Below are 1,632 nucleotides of genomic sequence, written 5' to 3'. Positions count from 1 at the left end.
AACCCGCTATCCAGGAATTTCAGGTATTCAACAGGGTCATAATTTGCACCCGTTGGTTTGACCAGGGGTTTTTCATCGTGACCAAGCAGCACATAAAAAGGCTGGGAATTGGAATTGAATTTAGCCGCCTGAACATCACTCCATTTGTTGCCAATGGTGTTCACTGTTTTTCCGCTAAAGCCAGATTTGTATTTTTCATTTTCTTTCAGTTCTGTTTTATCGTCAACATACAATTGAATGAGCACATAATCGTGGTTCAGCCTGCTGTAAACGGCTTTGTCCGGCCATACATTGGCTTCCATTTTACGACAGTTCACACAGGCATGACCGGTAAAATCTATCATGATGGGTTTGTTTACCTTTTTGGCATAAGCCAGGCCTTCCTCATAATCAAAAAATACATTCAGTTTTAGTGGTGCATGGAAAATGTCTGAATACTTATGCTTGCCCTGGTCATCACTTACAGCTGCCTGATTACCGGTGCCCCCGGTTAAAGTGGGTGTATACAAGTCAAAATCCTGTGTCCCCTGCGGGGGAAGAAAGGCAGAGATTGACTTTAAAGGTGCTCCCCATAACCCGGGGATCATATAGATGCTGAAGGACAGCACAACTATAGCGATCATTAACCTTGGGATAGAAATGAAGTTTACCGGACTATCATGCGAGAATTTCAGTTTGCCCAGCAGGTACAGCCCCATTAGGCCAAAGATCACGATCCATAATACCAGGAAGATCTCCCTGTCAAACAAGTTCCAGTGATAAGCCAGATCAACATTGCTTAAAAATTTCAGGGCCAGGGCCAGTTCTAAAAAACCCAAAACAACTTTTACACTGTTTAACCAGCCTCCGGATTTGGGCAATGCACTCAACCAGGATGGGAACAGGGCAAACAGGGCAAAGGGAATGGCCAGGGCAAAAGAGAAACCGAACATCCCTACTGCCGGACCTAACAATGCGCCGCTGGTGGCGGCCTGGACCAAAAGGGTACCGATGATCGGACCGGTACAGGAAAAAGAAACCAGGGCAAGGGTTCCGGCCATAAAGAACAGACCCGCCAGCCCACCTTTATCTGAATTGGCATCCATCCTGTTTACCCATGATGAGGGTAAGGTGATCTCGAAAGCACCCAGAAAGGAAATGGCAAAGATCAGCAGCAGCACAAAGAACAGGAAATTGAATACCCCATTGGTAGAAAGACTGTTGAGTGCATCGGCCCCAAAGATCACCGTAACCAGCAGTCCTAAGACCACATAAATGATGATGATGGAAAGTCCGTAGAACAGGGCCCGGCTTACTGCCTTGCCCTTGGTTTGGCTGCCCTTGGTAAAAAAGCTGACCGTAAGGGGCAGCATTGGGAAAATACAGGGCATCAGCAAAGCGGCCAGCCCACCGATAAAGCCGGCAATAAAGATCCCGGTAAGGGATGTCTGTTCTTCCTGCTGCACTACAGCTTTGGCAGCCACAAGGGTACTGCTGTCTGTTACCGCCTGAACAGCCGGTATGGCCGGACTTACTGCAGCGGTATCGGCTAGAGCACTATCAGCGCTGATCTCAGTAAATTCGAGATCTGCAATCGAAGTATCTGTTTCTTGCCCGAAAACGGTGGTAACTGACCCGATGTACAGGAAAATG

Annotated in this window: 1 protein-coding gene; it reads right to left on the bottom strand. The window is 47.5% G+C overall.

Features of this window, described 5'->3' with window-relative positions:
- Positions 1-1,631: protein-disulfide reductase DsbD family protein (locus R2Q85_RS24500; RefSeq protein ID WP_316814441.1), on the bottom strand; the 1,631-nt coding region annotated here is incomplete at its 3' end.
- Position 1,632 lies beyond the last annotated feature (1 nt).

This window comes from Pedobacter heparinus (genome assembly GCF_032678725.1).
GTDB classification, from domain to species: domain Bacteria; phylum Bacteroidota; class Bacteroidia; order Sphingobacteriales; family Sphingobacteriaceae; genus Pedobacter; species Pedobacter heparinus_A.
The sequence above is the reverse complement of the archived record's forward strand: the minus strand, read 5'-3'. Positions and strand labels throughout refer to the sequence as shown.